Origin of the sequence: Pseudoalteromonas sp. GCY (assembly GCF_016695175.1) — a bacterium.
Lineage (GTDB): Bacteria > Pseudomonadota > Gammaproteobacteria > Enterobacterales > Alteromonadaceae > Pseudoalteromonas.
The window spans coordinates 1,760,925-1,783,006 of sequence record NZ_CP068023.1; the positions used below are offsets into that span (position 1 = coordinate 1,760,925).

General features: G+C 43.6%; 23 protein-coding genes. 18 read left to right on the forward strand and 5 right to left on the reverse strand.

The window, feature by feature from the left end; genetic code table 11:
- The first annotated feature begins 27 nt into the window (after window positions 1-27).
- From JJQ94_RS12995 to JJQ94_RS13010, 4 genes are all read left to right on the forward strand, one after another.
- Window positions 28-354 (forward strand): hypothetical protein, encoded by a 327-nt coding sequence (locus JJQ94_RS12995; protein WP_099029750.1) that lies wholly within the window; start codon window positions 28-30, stop codon window positions 352-354.
- A gap of 2 nt (window positions 355-356) precedes the next feature.
- Window positions 357-638: a YeaC family protein gene (locus tag JJQ94_RS13000; protein ID WP_010371878.1), complete on the forward strand. Its 282-nt coding sequence runs from the start codon at window positions 357-359 to the stop codon at window positions 636-638.
- Window positions 628-3,312: a DUF349 domain-containing protein gene (locus JJQ94_RS13005; RefSeq protein WP_099029749.1), complete on the forward strand. Its 2,685-nt coding sequence runs from the start codon at window positions 628-630 to the stop codon at window positions 3,310-3,312. The genes JJQ94_RS13000 and JJQ94_RS13005 overlap by 11 nt, the downstream gene beginning before the upstream one ends.
- A gap of 171 nt (window positions 3,313-3,483) precedes the next feature.
- Window positions 3,484-4,083: a polymer-forming cytoskeletal protein gene (locus JJQ94_RS13010; protein ID WP_099029748.1), complete on the forward strand. Its 600-nt coding sequence runs from the start codon at window positions 3,484-3,486 to the stop codon at window positions 4,081-4,083.
- A 43-nt stretch (window positions 4,084-4,126) separates the two neighbouring features.
- Here JJQ94_RS13010 and JJQ94_RS13015 read toward each other — a convergent pair whose 3' ends face one another.
- On the reverse strand, window positions 4,127-4,789 hold the full coding sequence (locus JJQ94_RS13015) for an FMN-dependent NADH-azoreductase (RefSeq protein ID WP_099029747.1): 663 nt from the start codon (window positions 4,787-4,789) through the stop codon (window positions 4,127-4,129).
- Window positions 4,790-4,896: 107 nt separating this feature from the next.
- Between JJQ94_RS13015 and JJQ94_RS13020 the strand changes: the two genes are divergently transcribed.
- The 3 genes from JJQ94_RS13020 to JJQ94_RS13030 all read left to right on the forward strand — a co-directional run bounded on the left by JJQ94_RS13020 (window position 4,897) and on the right by JJQ94_RS13030 (window position 8,355).
- Window positions 4,897-5,784 (forward strand): LysR family transcriptional regulator, encoded by an 888-nt coding sequence (locus JJQ94_RS13020; RefSeq protein WP_099029746.1) that lies wholly within the window; start codon window positions 4,897-4,899, stop codon window positions 5,782-5,784.
- A gap of 122 nt (window positions 5,785-5,906) precedes the next feature.
- Window positions 5,907-6,710, forward strand: a complete 804-nt coding sequence (locus tag JJQ94_RS13025) for a phosphate/phosphite/phosphonate ABC transporter substrate-binding protein (protein WP_099029745.1) — start codon at window positions 5,907-5,909, stop codon at window positions 6,708-6,710.
- 31 nt (window positions 6,711-6,741) lie between these two features.
- The gene (locus JJQ94_RS13030; protein ID WP_236596606.1) at window positions 6,742-8,355 is read left to right on the forward strand and encodes a sensor histidine kinase; all 1,614 of its coding nucleotides are present in this window, start codon (window positions 6,742-6,744) and stop codon (window positions 8,353-8,355) included.
- Between the two features lie 99 nt (window positions 8,356-8,454).
- On the opposite strand, the gene JJQ94_RS13035 is transcribed toward JJQ94_RS13030, so the two are convergent.
- Window positions 8,455-8,826, reverse strand: coding sequence for a VOC family protein (locus JJQ94_RS13035; RefSeq protein ID WP_236596607.1), 372 nt, complete (start codon window positions 8,824-8,826; stop codon window positions 8,455-8,457).
- A 228-nt stretch (window positions 8,827-9,054) separates the two neighbouring features.
- Between JJQ94_RS13035 and JJQ94_RS13040 the strand changes: the two genes are divergently transcribed.
- Entirely contained in the window at window positions 9,055-9,360 is a 306-nt protein-coding gene (locus tag JJQ94_RS13040; protein ID WP_099029743.1) for an NIPSNAP family protein, read from the forward strand.
- Window positions 9,361-9,387: 27 nt separating this feature from the next.
- Window positions 9,388-9,903 carry a GNAT family N-acetyltransferase gene (locus JJQ94_RS13045; protein ID WP_099029742.1) on the forward strand — a complete coding sequence of 172 codons (516 nt, stop codon included), beginning with the start codon at window positions 9,388-9,390 and terminating at the stop codon, window positions 9,901-9,903.
- 49 nt (window positions 9,904-9,952) lie between these two features.
- Here JJQ94_RS13045 and JJQ94_RS13050 read toward each other — a convergent pair whose 3' ends face one another.
- The gene (locus JJQ94_RS13050; RefSeq protein WP_172439910.1) at window positions 9,953-10,852 is read right to left on the reverse strand and encodes a DMT family transporter; all 900 of its coding nucleotides are present in this window, start codon (window positions 10,850-10,852) and stop codon (window positions 9,953-9,955) included.
- A 116-nt stretch (window positions 10,853-10,968) separates the two neighbouring features.
- Here JJQ94_RS13050 and JJQ94_RS13055 point away from each other — a divergent pair, with 116 nt between their 5' ends.
- Complete coding sequence (locus JJQ94_RS13055; RefSeq protein WP_099029740.1) at window positions 10,969-11,451, forward strand: MarR family winged helix-turn-helix transcriptional regulator; 483 nt, start codon at window positions 10,969-10,971, stop codon at window positions 11,449-11,451.
- Between the two features lie 151 nt (window positions 11,452-11,602).
- Here the strand turns inward: JJQ94_RS13055 and speB are convergent, their stop codons facing one another.
- A complete protein-coding gene (gene speB / locus JJQ94_RS13060) occupies window positions 11,603-12,523 on the reverse strand; it encodes an agmatinase (RefSeq protein WP_099029739.1) in 921 nt (306 codons plus the stop codon).
- Between the two features lie 3 nt (window positions 12,524-12,526).
- On the reverse strand, window positions 12,527-14,440 hold the full coding sequence (gene speA / locus JJQ94_RS13065) for a biosynthetic arginine decarboxylase (RefSeq protein WP_099029738.1): 1,914 nt from the start codon (window positions 14,438-14,440) through the stop codon (window positions 12,527-12,529).
- A 472-nt stretch (window positions 14,441-14,912) separates the two neighbouring features.
- Here speA and JJQ94_RS13070 point away from each other — a divergent pair, with 472 nt between their 5' ends.
- The 8 genes from JJQ94_RS13070 to JJQ94_RS13105 all read left to right on the forward strand — a co-directional run bounded on the left by JJQ94_RS13070 (window position 14,913) and on the right by JJQ94_RS13105 (window position 22,038).
- Window positions 14,913-15,863 (forward strand): calcium/sodium antiporter, encoded by a 951-nt coding sequence (locus JJQ94_RS13070; RefSeq protein WP_099029737.1) that lies wholly within the window; start codon window positions 14,913-14,915, stop codon window positions 15,861-15,863.
- Between the two features lie 90 nt (window positions 15,864-15,953).
- Complete coding sequence (locus tag JJQ94_RS13075) at window positions 15,954-16,796, forward strand: alpha/beta hydrolase (RefSeq protein WP_099029736.1); 843 nt, start codon at window positions 15,954-15,956, stop codon at window positions 16,794-16,796.
- A gap of 63 nt (window positions 16,797-16,859) precedes the next feature.
- The gene (locus JJQ94_RS13080) at window positions 16,860-17,249 is read left to right on the forward strand and encodes a hypothetical protein (protein WP_099029735.1); all 390 of its coding nucleotides are present in this window, start codon (window positions 16,860-16,862) and stop codon (window positions 17,247-17,249) included.
- A 3-nt stretch (window positions 17,250-17,252) separates the two neighbouring features.
- On the forward strand, window positions 17,253-17,897 hold the full coding sequence (locus JJQ94_RS13085; protein ID WP_099029734.1) for a DUF6058 family natural product biosynthesis protein: 645 nt from the start codon (window positions 17,253-17,255) through the stop codon (window positions 17,895-17,897).
- 118 nt (window positions 17,898-18,015) lie between these two features.
- Window positions 18,016-19,149, forward strand: a complete 1,134-nt coding sequence (locus JJQ94_RS13090) for a type 1 glutamine amidotransferase domain-containing protein (RefSeq protein ID WP_236596608.1) — start codon at window positions 18,016-18,018, stop codon at window positions 19,147-19,149.
- Window positions 19,142-20,053, forward strand: a complete 912-nt coding sequence (locus JJQ94_RS13095; RefSeq protein ID WP_099029732.1) for a dienelactone hydrolase family protein — start codon at window positions 19,142-19,144, stop codon at window positions 20,051-20,053. Before JJQ94_RS13090 ends, JJQ94_RS13095 begins: the two co-directional genes overlap by 8 nt.
- A complete protein-coding gene (locus JJQ94_RS13100; protein WP_099029731.1) occupies window positions 20,053-20,754 on the forward strand; it encodes a response regulator transcription factor in 702 nt (233 codons plus the stop codon). The genes JJQ94_RS13095 and JJQ94_RS13100 overlap by 1 nt, the downstream gene beginning before the upstream one ends.
- 21 nt (window positions 20,755-20,775) lie before the next feature.
- Window positions 20,776-22,038: a sensor histidine kinase gene (locus JJQ94_RS13105; RefSeq protein ID WP_099029730.1), complete on the forward strand. Its 1,263-nt coding sequence runs from the start codon at window positions 20,776-20,778 to the stop codon at window positions 22,036-22,038.
- Window positions 22,039-22,082: the final 44 nt, after the last annotated feature.

Sequence of the window (22,082 nt, forward strand, 5' to 3'; positions counted from 1 at the left end):
TTTTTTGTATTATGGAGAAGTAACACGATGGCAATAGCACAGTGTCCAAGCTGCGGTAAACCTATTTCCTCCAAACATAAGTCCTGCCCGCATTGTGAAACCAATTTAGCAGACTTTTCTCAAGAAGACAGAGAGAAAGCGGCCTCTAGAAATCGCGTAAAACGTCAACAATCTGTAATGAATTACTCGTTTATTGCACTGATCCTAGTGCTAGGTGGATTCTTATATATCTATTGGCAGCAGCCTGAACCTAACTCGTTTGAAATGATCGCAAGCAAAAGCGCTATAGGCATTGGTGCGGTTTGGTACTTAATTAATCGAGTCATCCTCGTTATTTTGAAAAAGAAAAAGTAGTAATGAATGTAGATAGCTTAGTTCAAAATATTACCCCTGAAGTATTCGAGCGTTTGCAATATGGTGCGTCAACCGGAAAGTGGCCTGATGGTACGCCGCTAAGTGATGCGCAAAAAGAGCAAACTGTGCAGTTGGTCATGCTATATCAAGCAAAAGTAGCTAAGTCCAATGAGCAGTTCACCATCAACGAAAAAGGTGAAATGGTGCAAAAATCCAAACGCGAATTACAACAAGAATTCAAAGCCGACAATGAAATAGCTAGGTTCAGTGAAAATGATCTTTAAACACCTTTTTACACCGAAATGGAAACACCCTAAGGTTGACGTTCGCTCGCAAGCAGTGGACAAGTTAGACTTAAGCAAAGACGCAACTTTACTACACACGCTAGCACTTGAGGACGAGTCTGCGCAGATCAGAAAAAAGGTACTTACTAAGGTAAATGACCTTGGTCTTTGGTGGAAAGTTTATAAGCAAGATAGCGAGCTAAAAGAGCTTGCTGAGCAGAAAATTTCGAGTGCGGTCATTAATCAAGACACCGCACTGCAGAGCAACATTCGTGAAGAATACATTGAACGCTATGCGCCAGCTAAAACGCTTGAGAAAGTCGCGTTAATTGAAACCGATTTAACAAACAAAGTTAAACTCCTCAAGCGCCTTGCGAACGCCACGTTAATCGAAAAATCATTCAAAGAAGGTGATGAAGCACTTCAGGTTGCCATGTTGGAACTGATTGCACAGCATTCACTTGAAAAGAGTGTCCTAAAGGCAGCCAAAGGTGAAGCGTTTACTTCTCTTAGTGGATCACTGGAGCAGCAGCGATTAGCAAAAGAAATGCCAGCTCAAGTTGCTGAGCAAACGCGAGTTGTGCTTGCTAAGTTAAACGCGCTAAGAGATAAGCAAAACTATGAAACGGTGAACGCGCAAGCACAGCAGTTATTTGCACAGTGGCAAAGCATTGAGCTTAAGTGGTTAGATGCTGAAACGGTAACTGCATTAGATGCAAAGTATCAACAAGTAGCAGATAAATTAAACCGTCATCTCAATGAGTTACAAGTTAAACATCAAGCACAGCAAGCTGAGTTAATGCAAAAGCAAAATGAAGCCCTAGAGGTCGCTGAATTAACTGCTGAACTTGAAGCCATTGAAAAATCGGTCGAAATTGCATGTAAAACACTAGACTTAGCCTCGCACGATGCACTGGTTAAACGTAGTGAAGTATTAAAAGGTAAGGTGTCTGCACCTCAATATGTCACTGTTGAAGCGCTTGGCGAGTTCACCCGAAAACTGCAAAATATTGAGCGTGATCTTGCTGATCTACCTGCGCTTATTGCCGCAAGTGAAACCTTCAATAACACCTTAGCAGAGTTGAAGACGGTTGAGGTACCAACTTCATTAGAAGCGCTTGATACCCAAGTGCAAGTACAAAAAGACCGCTATGTTGCAGCGCGTAAAGCACTAGATTCACTGCCTAAGGTATTGCATAAATCAGCAAAAGCTGAGCTGTCAGATGCAAGCCAAGCGTTTATGACAGCTATCGAACCGCTGAAAAATGAGCAAGAAAAAGCACTCAAAATCGCGAAGAAGAAAGCACGCGATGTTCAAAGATTAATTGATCAGGGTCGATTTAACGTGGCATTTGGTGTTTTTAATGGCTTTATTGAGCAGTTTGAGTTGCTTACGCCAAGCTACAAAAAGCAGCTCGAAAACCAGCATGAAAGCTTGTCTCAAGCATTAAAAGACCTTAAAGATTGGCAAAAGTATGCCGCCACACCTAAACGTGAAGAACTGCTTGCGGAGCTTGATATCAAACTGGCTGAGGAGTCGGTAGACCCAGTTAAGCGTGCTGAGGAAGTAAAATTACTTAGAACACGTTGGAACGAGCTTGGTCATGTTGAAACGGAACAGGAAAAGGCGCAAGCAGCTCAATTTGACGAAAAAATTGAGTTATTGTTTGCACCTTGTCGCGCTTACTTTGCGGAGCAAGAAGTACAGCGTGAGCAGGCAAAAATAGCGCGTGAAGTGGTGATTGAAGAAGTGAAAGCGCTGCTAAGTGCTTTGGATAACGAGGGTATTGATTGGCGAGAAGTGGAAGCACAATTTAATCGCCTAGCCAAAGCGTGGAAAAATGCTGGTAATGTGGATGCTAAAGTCTATCAAAAGCTGAATTCGATTTACCGTGAGCATCATCAAGCGGTTTACGAGAAACTTAAAGCCTTCCATCAAGCCAATGCCGTTGAAAAGGCAAAGCTAGTTGAAACTGCGCAGCAGCAGTTAGAGGCTGAAGATTTGGCAGCAGCTTGTGACTTACTGAAATCATTGCAAAAACAGTGGCAGCAAATTGGTTTTGCTGGTGCCAAGCAAGAGCATACTTTGTGGAAAGCATTTCGTGCCCATAATGATGCCGTGTTTGAAAAACGCAGTGCACAGTATGCAGAGCAAAAAGCACAGGAAAAGTCGCAGGAAGCCGAGCAGCGTCAGTTGCTAGCAGAGTTCGACAGCAAAGTCATCGAAGCGATTACTCAAAATGAACTGGCTGCCATTCGTGACGAACTCAATACGTTTATTGTAGTGCCAGGACTGAAGCAAGAAAAGAATCGTTTATTGTCACAAGTGAAGTCGAAATTAGATGATCTATTTTCTTCACAGCGTCGTGAAAAGTTCAATGAACTGGTGGAAGCGGTAGACACTGATGGTGATATTCCAGGCTCTTGGCAAGGTAGTAATAAAACCTCGCTAAACGCCGCTCAGTTGCTGTTAAGACTTGAGATTTTAACGAATCAGTCATCACCGGAAGGGTTGCAAAGCGAGAGAATGTCTGAGCAAGTCGCGATGCTGGATGCAAAACTGCAAGGTGAAGAAAGCAGCCTTGAGACTTACCTTATCAGTTATCTAGCTGAGGCTGACAAAGCCGATTTAGTGACTTCAAAAGGCAGGTTACTTGCTGTTTTGAATGCTTAGACTCACACTCAAGAACCTACTCAGATCTCCTTGAGTAGGTTTTTTATCGAACTAGAATTCTATTCGCGCTTAATACCACTCGAGCTTAATTTGAACGTTAAAGTCACGTGAAACTTGCTTAGCACCGCTCAAGGTAGTTGCGAAAATTGCCAATAACAAGAAGAAAAAATAATGACCAACAAACTTTATCAATATCCACTCGCGCTTGCGTTTACCTTCAACTTGGTTGCATGCTCTGTCGGTAATCTTAATGCTACTCATGGTGAAAACCTAAGACATTTTGCTGGAAATATTGATGTGGCAAGTGGCCAAAGAGCGGGGAATTTATCCCTACAAAATGGCAATATTACGCTAGCTGAAGGGGCCAAAGTTAAATCCGCAGAAGTGACCAACGGTAATATTCTGCTTGATAAGCATAGCGAGGCGCAGTCGGTTCGTGTTGATAATGGCAATATTATGCTGATGGAAAAAGCGCACGTATATGGGAGTATTCAAGTTACCAATGGTAATATTGAGGTTGGTGAGTCGGTTTTTATTGAAGGAAACGTAATCAATGCGAGCGGAGATATTACGATTGCCAGCGGCGGTACCGTTCAAGGTGATGTGATTTTTCGTCAGGCAGGATATATTGCTTCTAAGCTTGAGGATGACTTACCAACGCTTACAATTAGTGATGGTGCAACGCTTGTGGGCACTATCCAGCTTTATCGTCCTATTAATATTGAGCCTAAGCATCTAGAAAGTAAGATTACCTATCACTATAAACATTAAGCTGCGTGAGAGTATGGTGAGCGCAATACGCTCACTTGTGCTCTTACTTAGCGCTAAGTATTTGCGCTAGTTTGTGTACTTCATCGATAGCACTTTGTTTGGAGTTTTTATGCCTGTCGTCTCCAAACTCTTGATACTCAGATGCGATTTCATAAAAGTCTTCAGCACCTAAATATGGAGCCAGCTGCTCGATATGGCTACTTAGGTGATTCAAATGATATTGTGACTCACCTTTTTTAAATGCAAACTCCCCCCAAGAGGCCAGTAATACCAGTGTTTTACCTGATAAAATTGGCTCCAGTGGTTTATCACCTCGCGCTAAATCAAAGCTGAAGGTTTTATTTACTCGGATCACCATATCAAACCAAGCCTTTAGCACGGCAGGCATTCCGTAGTTATACATAGGACTTGCGATCACAATAATATCGGCATTGGTCACTTCTTTGATAATTTCGTCAGACTCAGCGAGTACTAAGCGTTGCTCTTCGCTCAACACTCCTTTTGCAAATGCAGCCGCGATAAATGTTTCATCGATGAATGCTGGTTGTTTCACGGAGAGGTCGCGATGGGTGATTTCTACTTTATGTGTTTGGCAGCTAAATTCTGTCAAAAACTGCTCACCTAACATCCGACTAATTGACTGATGTTGCGAACTCGTCTCGCTATACTTTCTTGCGCTACTACTTATATATAGAATGTTTTTCATGATTTTTATCCAGTTGTTTACTGTGTTTTATTTTGTGCTTACGTAAGCAATGTGACAACTGAGAAGAATCCACAAATAGATGAGATAAACTAATTTATAGGTTTGCTATGTTCACACATTTACCGTCTTTGAATAACATAAAAACCTTTGCGGTTGCTGCGCACTACTTGAGCTTTAAAGATGCGGCGCGGGTACTTAATGTTACGCCTACGGCAGTGTCACATCAGATAAAGTCACTTGAATCACAGTTAAGAGTTCAGCTTTTTGAGCGAAAAACGCGAGCAGTGCAATTAACATTACAAGGACAGGCACTGGCAAAGGTGTGTATTGATTCACTCAATATACTTGATAATGCGTTTATTGAGTTTACTGAGCAAAAGAACGACTTGCTTATTTCATGTTGTAATTCATTTGCTGCACTTTGGTTTGCTCCGAATATGGCTGCCATTAATCATGCTTTCCCAAACCAAACCGTCACAATATGCGCGAGCGATCAACTCATTGATTTAAATAAAGAGAAGCATATTGATATCGCCCTGCGTTATGGCAAAGCGGATCCGAATTCCAATGAAACTCATCTTATTACCGAAAAAATAGGGCTTTATGCTAGTCCAAGTTATCGGGTGCCAGACCAAGGTAAACCTGTACTATTTCTCACCCATTGGCAAGACGAAACGGGGCTTGAAAATATTCCTTGGCGAGCGCACATTGACGAAAGTCATTATGACTTGCGTTATTTTGAGCAAGAACACTTTGTCTTGCAGGCGGCTGTGGCCGGGCAAGGGCTGGCACTATTGAGCGATGTATTAGCTGAGTCAGCAGTTATACAGGGGTGGTTAAGTAAAAGCACGACAATGGAGGAATTTTCAGGCTATGGCTATTGGCTCAGGCAAACGACTTATCGCAAGAGTTCGGCGATTGTCCACCAGTTTACCATTTGGCTGGCAAGCGCGTTACAAAATATCAAGGCCAACAAAGATAAGGATATAAGATAAAGTAAAGATAAAGGACAGGCACTTTTATCAATGAGCAAATAAGCCGTTTTTTAATATTGATCTATACTTTTGTGGAACTTAAGTCCTTATTCGAAAAGTGTTTATTGCTAGGTGGTGATGTGATGATAAAAATCCTGCTGATGAGTCTCATTTTTTTTCCCGCTTTATGTTTGAGTGGTGATTATACCTTCGCCTTTGTGCCGCAGCAGTCTGCAAATAAGTTAGCCAAAAATTGGCAGCCTATTCTCGATTATCTCAGTGATAAAACCGGAGATAACTACACGTTTAAAACCGCTAAAGATATACCAACCTTTGAAGCCCGCGTGCTGCAGCAAGAGTATGATGTGGCATACATGAATCCCTATCACTTTGTTGTATTTAATGAGCGGGCAGGTTATCAAGCTATCGCCAAGCAAAGAGATAAAATGATAAAAGGGATCATCGTGGTTAAAAAGGGAGCGGGTATTACTGACTTATCGCAGTTGCGAGGAGAGACGCTCGCTTTTCCGGCTCCTGCTGCATTTGCTGCGAGCATTTTGCCCCGAGGGGAATTGGCGAAACAAGGTATTGAATTTACGCCAAGATATGTATCTTCCCATGATTCCGTTTATCTCAACGTGTCGAGAGGATTTGTCAAAGCAGGGGGCGGTGTCATGCGTACTTTCAACAACGCCGATCCTAAAATTAAATCACAACTCGACATTCTCTGGACGACAAAAGGTTATACACCACATGCATTCGCCGTAAAAAGAGCAATGCCAGAAGATGCAAGGCAAAGATTAGTCGCGGCGTTGACCTCTCTTGAACTGAGTGAAGAGGGAATTAGGCTACTCGAAGCGGTGAATTTTAAAGGAATTATGGCAGCGTCGAACGAGGACTGGCAAGACGTAAAAGCATTAGAATTAGAAACCTTGGTTGGCAAATAGTACTCGGATGATTAAGAAGCGCCACGACTGAATGAAAAGGCTATCGTTAAGACTCAAAACCATGATTGGCACCGCTATTATTGAAGCGGTGCTGTTGAGTGCACTTATATTTGTGGTGATTGATTTTATGATGGAGTCTGCAAATGACGCCATGAATAAACGCGCAACCACGACCGCAAGCTTGTTTGCGAGCGCAACCAAGGATGCTGTGCTGTCGTACGATTTAGCCTCGCTAGATGCTTTTACCAATGAGTTATTAAGTAACCCAGATATCCTTTACGTTAAAGTGATCGATGGTGAAAACCAAACTCTTTCCTTTGCGGGAAACGAGCGCTTTAAAGCGCGCATATTTGAAGATGATACGTTAGTTGCGAAAGTCACCGACGGTATTTTTGATATTCATGCTGATATTGTTGAGGGAGGGACACTGTTTGGCACCATTCAGATAGGCATTGATATTGGTACGATAAATCGAACGATGTCTGAAGTAAAACGCTGGACGGTTTCTATCGCGCTGTTTGAAATGGCGTTAGTTGCTATTTTCTCCTATTTTCTGGGTATATACCTCACAACCAATCTGTATATATTGAAAAGCCAAGCTAAATTTATCGCTCGTAATGTCAAAAAAGGCGTATTTGATTTCAAATGGAAACCAATACAAAGTAAAGATGAGTTACAAGAACTGTCTTTAGCGTTTGATGAGCTATCACAAACTTTAGCCGAAGAGCATGAGCGTCGAGAGCGATATAAGCATGATTTGATTGAGCTAAATAAACACTTAGAAGAATTGGTGGCACAGAGAACTGAAAAGCTGAATCAGAAAAATCAGCAGCTTGAGGCCACCAACAGAGAGCTTGAAGCCGCGCAGCAACAACTTGTTCACTCAGAAAAAATGGCCTCTGTGGGTCAATTGGCCGCTGGAGTTGCCCATGAAATAAATAACCCGCTCGGTTTTGTGATGAGTAACCTCGATGTGATGCGTCACTATCATGGCGATTATGCCGAACTTGCAAAGCGTGCGGTTCAGCTCGGACTTGAACCCGGTGAACGTAATGCGTTCAATCAATTTGTTCAAGACAAAGACTTTGCTTTTATTAATAGCGATTGTACTGAACTGATTGATGAGTCGATGACCGGGCTACAAAGAGTTTCTGCGATTGTGAACGATCTCAAACAGTTTTCTAGAGCAGATACTATTCAATTGCAACCTTGCGATATTAATACCTGCATAAAGACAACGTTAAATCTGGTGAAGAGTAAGCTCAAGTATCATGCTAACGTGATCACACAGTTAAGTGAAGTCCCTCAAGTGCTGGGGAACCAAGGCAAGCTAATTCAAGTAATGACAAACTTGCTCATCAATGCAGCGCAAGCATTAGAGAGTGAGGGAGAAATTAAGGTAAAAACGGATTTGGAAAATGGCAGTGTTGCGATCAGTGTGCAAGACAGTGGCGTTGGGATCCCCAAGGAGATCATTGATAAGATATTTGACCCCTTTTTTACTACTAAGCCTGTCGGTAAAGGCACTGGGCTCGGGCTCTCCATTAGCTACGATATAATCAAAGAGCATGGTGGAGAGTTATTGGTTGAGAGTGAAGAGGGTGTTGGGACATGTTTTACTATTTTATTGCCGCCATGTCAGTAAGAAGTTGGGTGATTTGATTTGGAGGGTAAGCAGCGTGTTACTATGGGTTGGTTTGTCAAGACCTGTTACACCTTGAAGCGCTAGCTGCTTTTGCCAAATTTATTCATTTACGACAAACGCGCGAATACGATGTTTATCTGGGTCTAATACGATAAAACTAGCGCCATATACCTCGGCTTGCGGGACCTGAGCAAACTCAATATCTAGTAACTTCCATGTATCGTATAAAGCAAAAAACGCCTTTTGGCTTGGTTGCATAATAGAGATTTCAGTACCGCCCCCGGTAATGCGACTTGGTGGTGTAAGGGCTGTGTTTTGTTTAAGTGCAATGGAGATGTTGTTTGCACACTTCATAGAAACAAAAGTTGGAGAAAGCTTTACAGTCTCACATTGGAATAGCTGTCTATAAAACGCTTCGCTAAGCTCGATATCGCTTACATATAACACCAAAGAATCAACGGTGACCATCATGGAATTCCATCATTTTTTAAAAGTTGCAGCTACGATACTCTCTCGGTGTGTCAGTTACTGTCAGTAGCATTACGCTGAGTTAATACCTTGAGTTGAGCATTTAATCGAGACAGATAGTCCCATATCACTTTAACTTCATGTTATTAACGCTTAAAGTAATCTCGCACACTGTCTAACGGTGTATAGAGCAATGTGAAACTGGTGTTTTTAACAAAAAGGAAAGGTTGTATGGTTACTTGCTACTTAAAATATGTTGTTGATCCGGCAAAAATTGCTGACTTTGAGGAATATGCCAAAATGTGGATCCCACTCGTCAATCGCTTTGGTGGGCAGCATAATGGCTACTTTTTACCATCGGAAGGTGCAAGTAATATTGCCTTGGCATTATTCACCTTTCCCAGTTTGGCGGCCTATGAAACGTATCGCAACGAGTCGTTTCAAGATGCACAGTGTCAGGCTGCAATTAAATTTGCAGAAGATACCGGTTGCATAATTAGCTATGAACGCTGCTTCTTTAGACCTGTATTTGAATAAAGGTGATTAAATGGAGCTGAACATCCCGTGCAACTAGATATTTCTGCCAATCTCAAACTACAAAACCTTGCTTTGACGCATGCAAAGCCATTATTTGATTGTGTACAAAGTAGTCGCGCAAGTTTACAAAATGTGCTGCCGTGGGTTGCGACATTACATACCGAGGCTGATGCAGAGCGTTACATCGACACACGTATAAACAACCAAGTCGGCGGACTTTGGTCTGCTATTGAATTTAATTGCGAGTTTTGTGGTGTGTTTGGGATCAAATATATGGATGCTCAAACGCAAACTGCCGAAATTGGCTATTGGCTTGGCGAAAAGGCAAGAGGTCAGGGCTTAATCGGTCTAGTGCTTGAACAGGTTATTGCCAAGCTTCGAGAGGTAAGTGATATTAAAACTGTGGAGTTTCAATGTTTACAGTCAAATATTGCGAGCCAGCGGATCATTGAAAAAATAGGCGGCCAGTTTGTTGAGTCCTGTGTCAATGATCTGGGCGTAGCAAGTGACGAGTCGCTATATATCTATCGACTCGCACTTTAATTTCGTCTATTTAAGGGAATGAGCGCATAGTTGCTATGCGCTCCTCTGATTAGTTTACCTCACACTTTGTAGGCACAGCTCGGTTTCGTAGGGTGGTGACGATAATTTGCGGCAATAGCGGCATTACAATCATGCCAACCATCAAGCTATACTGAAGCGGCGTGAACGTCTCGCCCAGTAGCACCAGCCCCGTCAAAATACCCGCAATCGGATTTGCAATACCACCAAAGGTAAAGTCCACCACAGACATACGTTGTAGTAACCACACGTACAAGCTATAACCCAGCGCGGTGTTCAGGAGCACAACCCATAATATGCCGCTGAGATTGGTCGTCGAGAAATTGTTAAAAGCCGCAATATACTTAGCTGGTGCAATAACACCGTGAACGCTTGATGCGAGCGTGAGAATAACGCCGCCAATAATGAGCTGCCAAGTTAACACTGTCCACCAATGCATGCGATCACCAAGAGACTTAGTGATTGAGCTGCCGATCACGATACAGGTTATTGCCGCAAGTATTGCCGCTAAACCAAGAGGGTTTAAACTCAGTGAACTCGGATCAAATAGCGACCAAGCCAACACAATAAGCGCCGCGCCGCATAACGCTTGCACCAATCCCGGGCGTTGCTTGTTGACTAACCAATGATAAAGCATGGCGAACACCGGCACAGACACCATGCCCACGCTAGATATGGCAGATGGTAGCGTTAACGACATCACGAAGATCATGCTAAAAAAGGCCGCGATATTAATCGCCCCAAGGCCGAATAGTGTTCTCCAGTCCGCTTTTTTTGGCAAACTCGGCTTAACTGCCAGCAAAATAAGCCCAGCCGGCAGCGCTCTAATAGCGCCAAGTAAAAGAGGCGGCCAGTCCGCAAGGGTGTATTGTGTCACCGCATACGTGGTGCCCCATAAAAATGCAGGGATCATCGCGAGGAGTATATTCACATTAATTATCTTTATGTTGAGATACTTTGCGCTAAGGTATTACTAAAAACACTTTTTGTAAAGTATCTTTATGTTAAGATATTTCTTTACAAAGTTTGTAGTCGGGGCAAATATTGATGGATGCAATTGATAGAGTACAAGAGCAGTGGGCTCGCGAAAAACCACAGTTAGAAACAATGCCCATGGCAATAATGGGTCGCTTAGTGCGCATAGCTAAACATATGGAAGCCGAAGTTGAAAAGCTGCACAAGCAATACGGCTTAAATTTGGGCGAATTTGATGTGTTAGCTACCTTGCGCCGCAGCGGCAAACCATTTCGTTTAACCCCATCAGAGCTATTTAAAACCATGCTACTCACCTCTGGTGCGATGACCAATCGTTTAGATAAGCTAGCGGCAAAAGGCCTTATTAAGCGTGAGCACTGTATAGAAGACCGCCGCAGTGTAACAGTTGAATTGACAGCCGAAGGCCTCGCCCTGATTGAAGAGCTGATTGAACCGCATATCGCCATTCAAGCCCAATTGGTTGAAGGGATGAGTAGAGAACAGCAAGCATTGTTAAATGGTGTGTTAAAAGAGTGGTTAACGCAATTTGAGTGAGGATGTAAACAGTCTTGTAGGAGGCGGTTTACCCGCCGAGAAGTTATGTTTTCGAGCGTTGACCTGGCGATACTGTCACTTGACGATAAAGCCCAAACCCCAAACAAAAAAGCCACCTTGTTAAGGTGGCTTAGTCCAAACCCGCATCCGGTTATTTATGCTTTACAGCCCACAGATGCAGTAGTTCGTGTGCAATGGTGGCGGCGGCGATTGCGGTGAGCTCGCTTTGGTCGTAGGAAGGGGAGACTTCTACTACGTCCATGCCTATCATGTTTAGCCCTTGCAGTGCGCGTAAAATCTTCAGCACTTTGTCGCTGGTTAGGCCGCCGCATACAGGGGTGCCGGTGCCTGGTGCGAATGCTGGGTCTAGACAGTCGATATCAAAGGTTAAGTACACCGGCAAGTCGCCGACGCGTGCTTTGATTTGCGCTGCTATTTTTTCAGCGCTTAAGTCGTTTGCTGTCATAGCGTCAATCACGCCAAACTCGTGGCCTTGCTCTGTGTACTCGGTTCTAATGCCAATTTGCATTGAATGCTCTGGGCTTATTAGGCCTTCAATGGGGGCATGATAGAACATAGTACCGTGATCATAGCGTGAGCCTTGGCTGTACGTGTCTGTGTGCGCATCAAAATGTACGAGCGCCATTTTACCGTGAATTTGCTGGTGAGCACGCAGCAGTGGCAGGGTCACAAAGTGATCGCCGCCTAGGCTTAATAGCGTTTTGCCTTGCTGCAAAATTTGCAGAGCGGCTAGCTCGAGTTGCGCAGTGAAATACTCAGGATCGCCAACTGGGTAAGTGAAATCGCCGGCGTCCTGAAGTTTAATTTTGTCCCACAATGCAAATGACCAAGGGTATTTTTTACTTTCCCAAGCTAAGTGCACGGATGCGCGACGGATTGCATCTGGACCCAAGCGTGCGCCTGGGCGTCCAGAGGTTGCCAAGTCAAATGGCAAGCCAAGTACCACAACGTCTGCATCAATATCTGTGATATTGCGTACCATTGGCTGACGTAAAAACGTCATGCCGTTGGAGTACAGAGAATGATCGGTGTGATCGAATAAGTGGCTCATGGGTTAAAAATCTTCCAAATAAGTATAGCCGTCAAGGCCGGTTTCAAGCTCTGCCAGGCAAGTAGCTCGTTCTTCAAGCGGTAGTTTGCTTTCAACTAAGTTGGCAAAGTTACGCTTAAATTGTTCAACATCAAGGTGTACATAACGCATCATATCGGCAACGGTGTCGCCCGCATCAACATTACCAAGCGCCAATTCGCCTTGGTCATCTAATGTGGCTACAACGGTGTGGGTGTCGCCAAATAGGTTGTGCATGTCACCTAAAATCTCTTGGTATGCACCCACCAAGAAAAATCCCAATAAATAGGGTTTATCTTTGCAAAACTCTGGTACTGGTAGCGTGGCTTCAATACCTTGGCCATCCACATAATGCTCCACCGTACCGTCAGAATCACAGGTAATATCCAGTAATACCGCGCGGCGCTTTGGCGCCTCTGTTAACCCGCTGAGTGGCAGGACAGGGAATACCTGTTCAATACCCCAAGCGTCTGGCAAAGATTGAAATAGCGAGAAATTCACAAAGAATTTATCCGCAAGCTTAGCACTGAGTTCGTCAATAATTGGGCGATGGAAACGGTTTTTGTTGTCCATACGCTTGTTCAGCTCATAACATACGCGCAGATTTACTTGCTCCGCCCATGCTCTTTGCTCAAGGCTTAATAGGCCCATCGCAAATTGGCTGTGTACTTCTGCCAAGTCGCCTTGCGTATCATGAAAAATTTCAATCAACGCGCGGTCATCACTCTGCTCGTTGAGCGCCTGCCAAGACGTCCACATATTATGTAGTAATCTTGGGGCGTCACTTACCGGTGCCGTTATCTCTTCTACTTGATAGCTTTCGGTGCCAATCACATCGGTGATTAATACCGCATGGTGGGCAGTTAACGCACGACCCGACTCAGAGATGATCTTTGGCATTGGCTGATTGTATTGCTTACAGGTATCGCCTACGGTGTAAACGATGTTGTTTGCATATTCAGCTAAGCTGTAGTTCATCGAGTTGGACGACTGACTGCGCGTCCCATCGTAATCTACTGCAAGTCCGCCACCTACGTCTAAATTCAGCAGGTTTGCACCTAAACGGCGTAATTCGCAGTAGAATCTAGCGGCTTCACCCACACCAACGCGCACGTCACGAATATTGGCCATTTGCGAGCCTAAGTGAAAGTGCACCAATTGCAGCGCGTCTAGCATGTCAGCTTGCTCTAATTGGTTAACAACCGTTAGGACTTGCGATGCAGACAGACCAAATTTGGACTTTTCGCCGCCGCTTGCTTGCCATTTACCTTTACCTTGCGATGCCAAACGTACGCGTAAGCCTAAACGTGGTTTAACGTTGAGTGCTTTGGCCTCTGCCATCACGATGTCGAGCTCAGAACGCTTTTCTAAAACGATATAAACCTGATGACCTAATTTTTCACCGATAAGCGCAAGACGGACGTATTCTCTGTCTTTGTAGCCGTTACATACGATCACTGCGCTGGTTTTTTCACTGAGCGCCAGTACGGTAAGTAACTCAGCTTTACTGCCAGCTTCCAAGCCAAGCTGTTTTTTATCGCTGGCCGCTTGGCTTGCGATAAGCCCCTCAATGACTTCTTTTTGTTGGTTTACTTTAATTGGGTAAACCAATAAATAATCTTCTGGGTAGCTGTAATCAGTAATCGCCTGATTAAACGCACCAACAATATTATGTACGCGCTGTTCTAGAATTTGTGGAAAACGCACTAGCGCAGGTAGGGTATAACCCTCAGATTTAATTTGTTGTGCAATGTTTGTCAGAGTTACGGCGTGCTGTGGCTGCTGTTGGTTCGGCATCGCAGTAACCTCTCCCTGATCATTAATACCAAAGAAGCCTTGGCTCCAGTGGCGCACGTTGTAGCATTCACGTGCTTGCTCAGAAGAGGTAAATTTGGTCATTCAAGTTCCTTAACGTAAGTTAGAGTTCAGCCTGCAGTGCGCCATCATTGGCGGCTACTCACTGAGTGATAGGTAGAATTAACCTGAACTCGGCATAACAACTTATTCTCTGGCAGCTGTTATCCCTTACTACAGCGTTAAATTTGTTTGCAATAGGCCAGCTATTGACGCACAAATTTGCCTTGTATTAAGAAATAACATCTGGCCAGAGCGATATTACGCTTTTGAGCATGGATATTTTAGTTGATTAACTAACTTTTTATCCCGAGTTCAGGTTAATTAATTTTCGCGCATTAGACACAAATAGAAAGTCTCAGTCTAATGAGTTATTTTGCTCGTCAAGAGTGACAAATCTTTCCCTCAGTTTAGTTGCGCTATAACGTGAATTAAGTGAGTGTAAACAAGGAGTAGTAAATTCTACTCTCGTGGTTTTTTCTAGTTAACGTTCCATCAAAACGCAAGGTTTGCATCGATGACAATCAATATTATTTATATCGCTTTAGGTTTATCACTGTTGGTATTTGGTGCTGATCGTTTAGTCGCGGGTGCATCTAAACTGGCTGCAAGTTTCAACGTACCCAGTTTACTAATTGGTTTAACGATTGTGTCTTTTGGTACCAGTGCTCCTGAGCTTGCGGTCAGTGTGCAATCTGCAGTTGCAGGGCAAGGCAGCCTAGCTGTTGCCAACGTGCTAGGCAGTAACACCTTTAATATTTTATTTATATTGGGTATATCAGCGCTGATAGCACCGCTGGTGGTTTCACAAGTATTGGTAAAAAGAGATATTCCAATGCTAGTGATCGCCTGTTTTATTGTCGCTGCGTTGGTTTGGGATGGCGCACTAAGCCGGTTTGATGCTGGATTGCTGAGTTTGCTCTTGTTGCTTTATGTTGTGTATTTATTTGTGCAAGGTCGTGCGCTTAGTCACAAAAATGATGAACCAGCGTTATCGCAACAACCAAACCGCTGGCGTGAGCGCGCTGTTAACACGGTGCAATTTATTTTAGGGCTTGGCTTGTTGATATTTGGTGCACAATTGATGGTTGATAACGCGGTGCAACTTGCTCGTACTTTAGCGGTGGATGAAGTGATGATTGGCTTAACCATTATTGCAATAGGTACTTCGCTACCAGAAGTGGTTACCTCAGTAACGGCGAGCATAAAAGGGCATGCTGATATTGCGGTAGGAAATGTGATTGGCAGTAACTTATTCAATTTACTTGGTGTACTAGGTGTTGCGGGACTTATCAGCGATAGCCCTTTGGAAGTGACAAATCGTATGCTAAGTGCGGATGTTTCAGTCATGATCGTTGCAACTTTACTTTGTACTCCACTGCTTATTTCAGGCCTGAAGCTTAGTCGTCGAGAAGGTGGTATCTTGTTTATGGGCTATGTTACTTATTTCATTTACACGTTGAGTTAATAAAGTTTCAGAAGTTTCTGAAACTTTATTGCATTTGTTAAGTGAACTAATTAGTATGTTATTGGGAAAACTTAAAAATGAGAAAGGACAATGAAAACAATAACATCAGCAGTACTAGGGCTTGTTGCGGTCAGCTCAGTGGCCAGTGCCAACCAAGAAACGCACCAAGATAACTATCAATTTGTGGAGTTAAACGGTAACAAACTTGCCTACGCCTGTAAGGGAGAAGGAGAGACTACCGCACTTCTACTCGCCGGGATGGGGCTGGATGCCCATGAAACCTATAAAAATACCTTCCATAATGCAGAGCCAAAAGGGTATCGCTTGTGTTTTTATGACAGAGCAGGGACCGGGAAAAGCACTTTTGCAAAGCCTCGAGTGCGCACGATACTGGAGCTTACGGACGAGCTTGAGGCATTCACTAAGGCTACCGAAATGGATAAATTAGTGCTTGTGCCTCACTCTTTTGGTGGGTTTGTTGCAAGAGCTTATGCCAATCGAAACCCCGAAAAAGTGAAAGGTATGGTGCTTATCGATATTGCTCATGAGTCTTGGTATCAAGATATGAAGAGTAAGATGTCTAAAGCGGGTTGGAAGATCATGGATTGGATCATCAACTGGGAGCGTAATACCCATTCGCTAGAAGATTTTGAAGAGGCTTCTTCCCATACAGCAATGTACAAAATCAGTCGAAAAATGCCGGTTACCATATTGTCCCGTGGGATCCCTCATGTCTCGATTCGCTCAGCAGGTATGAGTTATGCTGATGTCGATATTTACACCCAAACTTGGAATGACGCCCAAATAAAGCTGCAAAAAATTGGCGACAATGTCACGCCCATTACCATGGAATACGCGTCTCACCTGTTTGATGAAACAGATCCATTTATTGCTATTAAATATATTGAAGAAATGGTGAGCAAGGTCAAATAATATTTTTTACTCAAAGGGTTAGCAGTTATACTGCTGCTGACCTAACTAAAAATAATAAAAGCAATGTTCTCTCATCACATCATCAGTTCAAAAATCACTACCTTCTTATTAGCCGCAGCTGGATTGGCAGGGTTTGTATTGTCAGTACTGGGTGTATTTAACCATCTGGAATTGACGTTAATCCTGGACTTTACAGCAAGCTTTTTATGCTTGATGGTCGCGTTTAAGTTATATCAAAAGCAACTCAGGGCCTTAAATTGGGCAGCGGTGATCGGCGCGCTCATGTCCATTGGCGTAGTCGTCGATGATACGCTAGTCCAATTTTCATCAGGGCTGCTGTTAACGGTTCAGTTGAACCTAGAAACCATAGCCGTAAACATCAACTTGCTTGGCTTGATTATCATCGCGACTGCGCTTACGGCAAAAATAAAGCTAACAAATGCAAAGGAATAATCAATGGAATTACTTAATTATCTGCAGACGCATTTTATTACCAAAGAGAGCTTGCTGCGCGAGTCGCAGTTATCCTACCTTGAATTGGCTACGTTAATTGAAAAGCGTTTGATGCCAAAGGCCGCCTATAAGTTAGCATTAAAGCTCGAATGCGACTCTTTCTTTGGCGAGCACAGTGATGAAAGCAGCCTAGAATTTTATCCGCAAGGCGCTTTAGTGTGGCTTGGTGCTGTGTCGCAAGTAACGGATGAAGCACAAGCCTTTGCACTCTTCAGTAAACGTTATAAAGACCAACTGCATAGATTAAAAGCGCAAGGTCTTAATCCGCGAGATGCAAAACTGGATCAAGACATAGACGCACACTTAGAAAGTGAATGGCAACACTTCCTTGGCGGTATTTATGGACTTTGTACTAAAACGGGTTTACCTGAGGATATTGCGAATAAAGAAGCCGCTATTGTTATCATCAACGAGTATTTGGCACGAGATGAACACTTGAGCCCAGATGAACTAACCAACCTTCACCAAGTGGTCGATTTATTGGATGAGGCAAGTGCCTTATTCGCGCCTCATGAGCTTGAACGTAGCTCGCGCAAGCGCTTAATAGACGACGTAAGAGCTAAATTTCCAAAGCCTTTAACATCATAATTAACTGTTTTTTGTTTTTTAATAATGTGAATTGACTTCACTTCACATCCATTTCACACCTGTCCGCATAAAGTGTCTGTAACAAAACAACACAAGGGTCAACAGGCCCGAGGACAGGATGATGAACAAATCACTATTAACCTTATCTCTCGTTGCTGCGTTGTCAGCAACTTCAATCAATGCGGTTGCACAAGATAAAAACACACCTCATGTGCTCATGGTGCTCAGTAGTTATGGCGAAATGGGGGCTGATGGCACCTTAAGCAAACCCGGATTTGAATTTGATGAGCTCAGTAAAGCGTATGCTGTGTTCAAACAAAATGGCGTAAAAGTCACGTTAGCCTCGCCAAAGGGCGGTGAACCAATGGCCGATAAGTTCGATAAGAATAAATCCTACAATCAAGCATACAGTAACGATACGACTGCGATGGCGCAGCTTAAAAACACTAAAAGACTGAGTGAGTTAGAGCCCGCGCAATTCGATGCTGTGTTTGTGGTTGGCGGCAAAGGCCCAATGTTCGACTTGCATGGCTCCAAGCCGTTACAGGCAATTATTCGTGATATCTACATTAACAACGGCGTAATTGGTGCGGTTTGCCATGGTCCTGCGGCATTGGTGGATGTGAAACTTGAAAATGGTGAGTACTTAATCGCTGGTAAGCGGGTAAATGGCTTTACTAACGAAGAAGAAGCAGCTTTTGGTAAAAAGTGGACTAAACAGTTTCCATTCCTACTTGAAGATAAACTCATTGAGCGTGGTGCATCGTTTGTGCAAGACGGTTTGATGTTGAATCAGGTCAGTATTGACGGTCAATTGATCACAGGGCAAAACCCTTTTTCTACGGTAGATACTGCCAAAGCGATGGTTGCGGCGCTAGGTCTGACGGTAAGCGAGTTACCTCGTTTCAAAGACGATGAAAGTATCTTGTTGGTAGAGCAATTTTTTTCAGATAGCAGCAAAGCGAAGGCGCGTTATTTAGCGGATAAGTCATCGTTTGATCCTATGTTACTTGGGATCTCTGGTTTATATCAAGCGCAGCATGCGCAAACTGCTCATCAACTCGCAGTGGCCGTTGAGTTGATGCAGTTAACCCTTGCAGATATTGATCATCCCATGCTGTACGAAGCACTAATAAATGCACAGCTCAAACTAAATGATATGTCTGGCGCAAAATCCACATTAGAAACAGCGCTTAAAAAGCACGGTACGGCGGAGAATCTGATTTCACTAAAGGAGAAAGTTTATGGTTAAGCAAAGCTGGAGAAAAACAATGTTAGTAGTTACTGGAATTATTGCAGGCGTTGCCGCTGTTTGGTACGCAGTCTTTGGATTAAAACCATACAGCGTTACGTCGGAGGAATTAACGCAAATATATAGCTATGAGCAAAAAGCGGTGGAGGTAAATCTATCGCCATTAAAAGCCAATCACTTTGCGCTTGAGTACAAAACGTTTGATGGCGATAAAGTCAATGGGCATATTCTCTACCCAAGTAATTATGATGAGACTAAACCAATTCCTGTTATGGTGGGTGTCCATGGTATGGGTCGAAGTGATGTGCGCTGGATACAAGAGAGCTTTAAAGGACGCGACACATACGAGCAAACGGATGAACTTACCAAAATGGCACTAGCAAAAGGTTATGCTGTTATCGCTATCGACTCGAGAAACCACGGTAAACGTAAAAATCCAGACTATAACCTTATTGATGTTATGCATGATTTAGATTGGTGGGGAAAACGCGAACCATACGAAAACATGGTTATCGATTCGGTAAAGGACCACAGGGTACTGCTTGACTGGATTGCAACCCAACCGCAATTTGATCAAAACCAAATCAGCGTTGCGGGATATAGCATGGGAGGTCAAATCAGTTTAATTTTAGCAGCACTGGATAAACGAGTAGATAATGTGTTATCAATTGTGCCGCCTTACCTGACTAACGCGGTGGCACGAGTGGCGATTAAAAACTTCGCAACGGCTGTTGATTCTCCCAAGGTGTGGTTGGTCTCGGCTGATAACGATGAATACGCGAGTGAACGTGAAAATGAAGCATTATTCGAAGCACTTGCGAGTGTTCAAAAACATCACGTGGTGATTGAAGGTGAGCATATTTTGCCAGAAGGCTACTATACAAAACTACAAGGTTGGTATTAATGAAAACAAGCTCACAACTCAATATTTTAGTGATTGAAGACAACCCCGCGATTGCAAGTAATATAGCTGATTACTTCGATATGCAGGGGCATAGTCTGGATTTTGCCTATACGGGGGAGCAGGGTTGTGAGCTTGCATTAACGCAATATTTTGACTGTATTATTTTGGATATTATGCTGCCAGATATTGAAGGGCTTGAGGTCTGTCAGCGGTTAAGGATTAAAGCCGACAGGCACATTCCCATCATAATGTTGACTGCTCGAGATACATTGGACGATAAATTAGCAGGATTTGCGCAGGGTGCGGATGATTATCTCACCAAACCTTTTTCGCTAGAGGAGCTAGCAGCTCGAGTCAGCGCATTAACTTGCCGATTAAATCCCACATTTGCTGCAAGAACACTAAGTGTAGGGGACGCAGATAAACAGGTTACGCTCAATTACCAAAATCAAACGGTAACGCGGGGTGAGACTGCACTCGTGTTACCGCCAATTTTGTTCAATATTCTTAAAATCCTGATGGAAAGTTACCCTCGAGCGGTATCAAAGAGTGAGCTTGTTGAGCGTATTTGGGGCGAGGAAGGCACCGACTCTGATTCTTTACGGTCACACATCTATCAATTACGCAAAGCGGTAGATAAGCCATTTCCAACTGCCATTATTAAAACCATTCACAGCGTTGGCTTAGTGCTGGATTTATAGCTGAAATAGCAACCGAGAAAAATGAAAACAAAACAACTAAGAAACCGCATCATCACTTATTTTGTCTCTATCGTCGTGCTGCTCAGTGTATTATTCTCACTGATCACTTTGCTTTTTAGCTACATCATAGAAGACAGCTTTTTTTATCAAATTTTAGAGGATGAAAGAAAGCAGATAGCGCTTCAAATCGTCAATAACGAGACGCCAAAAGCGCATTTTGACTTCGTCACGTTTCATCCTACAACCGAGACGTTGCCCACGGTTGTGAAAACACTGCTCGCAGAGGAGCCAAACCGCAAAGAGTTTAGTGCAGAGGCGGGTAAACATTATCATATCGCCTTTCTAAATAAGGATGACCGTGGACAAGGCATATTGCTTGCTGAAGTAAGCGGCCATCTTGTGGTACGCGAACTTAGAGGTTTGATGCTTGGTTTTTCACTGACCTTATTGGCGATTGGACTAATAATTGCGTTATTGTTAGCGCTCGGTACAGTAAAGCTCGCGAAAAGACTACTTAAACCTTTGGATGAGCTAATGGTAATTGTAGAGGCGAGTCCCGTTGAAAACCTACCGACCAATTTTGCATCTCAGTTTTCGCAAAATGAAATTGGTAAATTTGCACAAACGCTTGAATCAGCCCTTGCTCGCATTCGAGCATTCGTCGAGCGTGAGCGCCAATTTACCAGAGATATTTCCCATGAATTGAGAACACCTGTCACCATTTCCCAAGGGGCGGTCAGTTTACTCAACCACACCGAGTTAAATAGTAAACAGCAAGAGCTGGTTGCAAGAATAGCGGAGTCTGATCAGCAGATGCAGCTAACACTAGAAGCGCTACTAGCCCTTGCTCGGGAAAAAGCAGATACACCGGAGCAGACTAATCTACAATCCGTGATTGAAGCCTGCATTATCAATAACCAAGCGCTGTTTGAGCATAAAGTCCTAAGTATTGACTTACCTGGCAATGTATTTGTTCCTATGGCCGCGCAGGAGCTAAGATTGGTGGTGCAAAACCTGTTACAGAACGCTGTGCATCATAGCCAAGGTGAGCAAATCCATATTCGTTATCGAGATAACACACTAACGATTGCGGATAATGGCCGAGGGTTACCACAGACCTTTACGGCAAACGAGCAGGCCTTTGAGTCTGGAATGCGGGGTCCCAATAGTTTAGGCACGGGCATTGGGTTATCGCTAGTAAAGCGTCTTTGTGAGAAGTTTTCTGTGGAGGTGATGATTGAAAGTGGCGAAACGGGTGTGTCGGTTCACTTAAAGTTTGCTTAGGGTCGTTGTTGACCTGACCTAACAGAGGATGAAAAGGCACGGCG

Coding starts and splice junctions, on each gene's coding strand:
- JJQ94_RS12995 (WP_099029750.1), top strand. CDS start 28: ATGGCAATAGCACAGTGTCCAAGCTGCGGTAAACCTATTTCCTCCAAA.
- JJQ94_RS13000 (WP_010371878.1), top strand. CDS start 357: ATGAATGTAGATAGCTTAGTTCAAAATATTACCCCTGAAGTATTCGAG.
- JJQ94_RS13005 (WP_099029749.1), top strand. CDS start 628: ATGATCTTTAAACACCTTTTTACACCGAAATGGAAACACCCTAAGGTT.
- JJQ94_RS13010 (WP_099029748.1), top strand. CDS start 3,484: ATGACCAACAAACTTTATCAATATCCACTCGCGCTTGCGTTTACCTTC.
- JJQ94_RS13015 (WP_099029747.1), bottom strand. CDS start 4,789: ATGAAAAACATTCTATATATAAGTAGTAGCGCAAGAAAGTATAGCGAG.
- JJQ94_RS13020 (WP_099029746.1), top strand. CDS start 4,897: ATGTTCACACATTTACCGTCTTTGAATAACATAAAAACCTTTGCGGTT.
- JJQ94_RS13025 (WP_099029745.1), top strand. CDS start 5,907: ATGATAAAAATCCTGCTGATGAGTCTCATTTTTTTTCCCGCTTTATGT.
- JJQ94_RS13030 (WP_236596606.1), top strand. CDS start 6,742: ATGAAAAGGCTATCGTTAAGACTCAAAACCATGATTGGCACCGCTATT.
- JJQ94_RS13035 (WP_236596607.1), bottom strand. CDS start 8,826: ATGATGGTCACCGTTGATTCTTTGGTGTTATATGTAAGCGATATCGAG.
- JJQ94_RS13040 (WP_099029743.1), top strand. CDS start 9,055: ATGGTTACTTGCTACTTAAAATATGTTGTTGATCCGGCAAAAATTGCT.
- JJQ94_RS13055 (WP_099029740.1), top strand. CDS start 10,969: ATGGATGCAATTGATAGAGTACAAGAGCAGTGGGCTCGCGAAAAACCA.
- speB (WP_099029739.1), bottom strand. CDS start 12,523: ATGAGCCACTTATTCGATCACACCGATCATTCTCTGTACTCCAACGGC.
- speA (WP_099029738.1), bottom strand. CDS start 14,440: ATGACCAAATTTACCTCTTCTGAGCAAGCACGTGAATGCTACAACGTG.
- JJQ94_RS13070 (WP_099029737.1), top strand. CDS start 14,913: ATGACAATCAATATTATTTATATCGCTTTAGGTTTATCACTGTTGGTA.
- JJQ94_RS13075 (WP_099029736.1), top strand. CDS start 15,954: ATGAAAACAATAACATCAGCAGTACTAGGGCTTGTTGCGGTCAGCTCA.
- JJQ94_RS13080 (WP_099029735.1), top strand. CDS start 16,860: ATGTTCTCTCATCACATCATCAGTTCAAAAATCACTACCTTCTTATTA.
- JJQ94_RS13085 (WP_099029734.1), top strand. CDS start 17,253: ATGGAATTACTTAATTATCTGCAGACGCATTTTATTACCAAAGAGAGC.
- JJQ94_RS13090 (WP_236596608.1), top strand. CDS start 18,016: ATGATGAACAAATCACTATTAACCTTATCTCTCGTTGCTGCGTTGTCA.
- JJQ94_RS13095 (WP_099029732.1), top strand. CDS start 19,142: ATGGTTAAGCAAAGCTGGAGAAAAACAATGTTAGTAGTTACTGGAATT.
- JJQ94_RS13100 (WP_099029731.1), top strand. CDS start 20,053: ATGAAAACAAGCTCACAACTCAATATTTTAGTGATTGAAGACAACCCC.
- JJQ94_RS13105 (WP_099029730.1), top strand. CDS start 20,776: ATGAAAACAAAACAACTAAGAAACCGCATCATCACTTATTTTGTCTCT.